Here is a 2,543-nt window from a genome sequence, read left to right as displayed (position 1 = left end):
GGGGCAGACCGTCAGCGGCGGCGCCGGGAGGTGCCGAAGAGGGAACGCGTGATCTCCCGGCCCAGGGTGGTCCCCGCCGAGCGCATCATCGAGCGCACGGCGGGGTTGTCCATCACGGAGCCCAGGAAGCCGCCCTCGTCCTGGCGGGTGCGCGGCTGGCCCTCCTCCTGCCGACGCCGCTCGTCCGGCTCCTCGGCGCGGCGCTGCCGGGGCTCGTCCGGGTGCTCCACCGAGTGGTCCTCAGCCGCGCCCGCGTGGCCCTGCGGCCCGTCGAGACGTGCTCGCAGCAGCTCGTAGGCGGACTCACGGTCCACCGGCTGGCCGTAGGTCCCCATGAGGGGAGAGGCGCTCACGGCCGCCTCGACGTCCGCCACCGGGGCGGGCTTCATGAGGGACTGCGGGGCCCGCATCCGGGTCCACGCCACCGGGGTCGGGGCACCGGTCTCGGACAGCACCGTGACCACCGCCTCACCCGTGGCGAGCTGGGTGAGCAGCTGCTCGAGGTCGTACTCGCTGCGGGGGTAGGTGCGAGCGGCGGCCTTCAGGGCCTTGGCGTCGTCGGGAGTGAACGCGCGCAGGGCGTGCTGCATGCGGTTGCCCAGCTGCGCCAGGACGTCCGTGGGGATGTCCTTGGGGGACTGGGTCACGAAGAAGATGCCCACGCCCTTGGAGCGGATCAGCCGCACGGTCTGCTCGATGGAGTCCAGGAACTCCTTGGAGGCGTCCTCGAAGAGCAGGTGCGCCTCGTCGAAGAAGAACACCAGCTTCGGCTTCTCGGCGTCCCCCACCTCCGGGAGGTCCTGGAAGAGGTCCGCGAGCAGCCACATGAGGAACGTGGAGAACACCCGCGGCTGCTGCTGCACCGCGGCCAGTTCGAGGCACGAGACGACGCCCCGGCCGTCCTCGGTGGTGCGCAGCAGCTCGGCGGTGTCGAACTCGGGCTCGCCGAAGAACACGTCCGCCCCCTCGTTCGCGAACGTGGTGAGCTCGCGCAGGATCACCCCTGCGGTCTGCTTGGAGAGCCCGCCGATGCCCGCGAGCTCCTCCTTGCCCTCCGGGGACGTCAGGTGCACGATCACCTCGCGCAGGTCCTTGAGGTCCAGCAGGGCGAGCCCGTTCGAGTCGGCGTAGTGGAAGACCAGGCCCAGGGAGGACTCCTGCGTGGCGTTGAGCCCCAGCACCTTGGCCAGTAGCGTGGGCCCGAAGGAGGTCACCGTGGCGCGCACCGGAACGCCCGGTCCCTGCCCGCCCAGGCTGTAGAACTCCGTGGGGCTCGCGGTGGGAGTCCACGTCTGGCCCACGGACTGTGCGCGCTCGGCCACCTTGGGGTTGTCCTCCCCGGGCTGGGAGATCCCGCTGAGATCGCCCTTGACGTCCGTGAGGAAGACGGGAACTCCCTGGGCGCTGAGCTGCTCGGCGAGCGCCTGCAGGGTCTTGGTCTTGCCGGTGCCGGTGGCCCCGGCCACCAGTCCGTGGCGGTTGAGGGTGGCCAGCGGGACCCGCACCGGGGCGTCCGCGTGCGCACCGGACTCGTCCAGTGCCGCCCCGAGGTCGAGGCACGGTGCCTCCGACGCGTAGCCGGAGCGGACGGCCTCGAGCTGCTTCTGCGCCCCCGTGGGGTTCTCGGCCATTCTCAGACCTCCTCCGCGGAGACGATGTTCTCGCCGTTGGTGGGGGAGCCGCCGTTCTTGAGGGCGGCCAGCCGGGCCTCGATCTCCGTCTGCTGGCCCATGGACTCGAGGGCCTCGAACTGGCGGTCCAGGGAGGAGTCCGCGAGCTCCTGCTGACCGGCCACGCGAGCCTCCTCGCGGCGGATCTTGTCCTCGAAGCGGGAGACCTCGCTCGTGGGGTCCATCACGTCGAAGGACTTCAGCGCGTCCTGCACCTGGGACTGCGCCTGGACGGTCTTCTGGCGGGCGGCGAGCTCGTCCCGCTTGGCGGAGAGCTCCTGCAGCTTCCCGCGCATGGTGTTCAGCCCGTCCTTGAGCTTGGCGACCGTCTCGGTCTGCGCCGCGATCTGGGGCTCGGCGCCGCGGGCCTCGTTCTCGGACTGGATCTGACGCTGGATCGCCACCTTGGCGAGGTCGTCGAACTTCTGCGCCTCACCGGTCTTGCCGGCCGCGCGGAACTCGTCCGCCTTGTTGGACGCGGCGAGCGCCTTGGAACCCCACTGCTGGGCCTCCTGCAGATCCTCCGCGTGGTCCTTCTCGAGCAGCCGCAGGTTGCCGATGGTCTGGGCCACGGCGGACTCGGCCTCGCGGATGTTCTCGGTGTAGTCGCGCACCATCTGGTCGAGCATCTTCTGCGGGTCCTCCGCAGAGTCGATGATGGCGTTGATGTTGGCCTTCGCCAGCTGGGCGATCCGGCCGAAGATGGACTGCTTGGTCATGGTGTTCTCCTCTTCTCGTCACTGGACTGGAGCTGAAATCTTTGGGGCGCCGCGGGCCCGGGGCGGGTCAGAAGTTGCCGCCCACCCCGCCGTCGAAGCCGCCGCCTCCGCCGCCGAAGTCTCCTCCGCCGAATCCGCCGCCTCCACCGAATCC

At 70.5% G+C, this 2,543-nt stretch carries 2 protein-coding genes; both read right to left on the bottom strand.

The genetic code is table 11. The annotated features are described in order from the left end of the window. Positions 1–11 precede the first annotated feature (11 nt). Positions 12–1,631, bottom strand: coding sequence for a helicase HerA-like domain-containing protein (locus tag D9R02_RS11650; protein ID WP_039101762.1), 1,620 nt, complete (start codon positions 1,629–1,631; stop codon positions 12–14). 2 nt (positions 1,632–1,633) lie between these two features. After that, entirely contained in the window at positions 1,634–2,389 is a 756-nt protein-coding gene (locus tag D9R02_RS11645) for a PspA/IM30 family protein (protein WP_039101763.1), read from the bottom strand. Between the last annotated feature and the right edge of the window lie 154 nt (positions 2,390–2,543).

The organism is Kocuria rhizophila (assembly GCF_003667225.1).
Classification (GTDB): domain Bacteria; phylum Actinomycetota; class Actinomycetes; order Actinomycetales; family Micrococcaceae; genus Kocuria; species Kocuria rhizophila.
Note: the sequence above shows the minus strand (reverse complement) of the source record. Positions and strands in the feature narration are given on the sequence as shown.

Excerpts from the sequence above, each read along its gene's own strand:
- D9R02_RS11650 (WP_039101762.1), bottom strand. The coding sequence starts at position 1,631 with ATGGCCGAGAACCCCACGGGGGCGCAGAAGCAGCTCGAGGCCGTCCGC.
- D9R02_RS11645 (WP_039101763.1), bottom strand. The coding sequence starts at position 2,389 with ATGACCAAGCAGTCCATCTTCGGCCGGATCGCCCAGCTGGCGAAGGCC.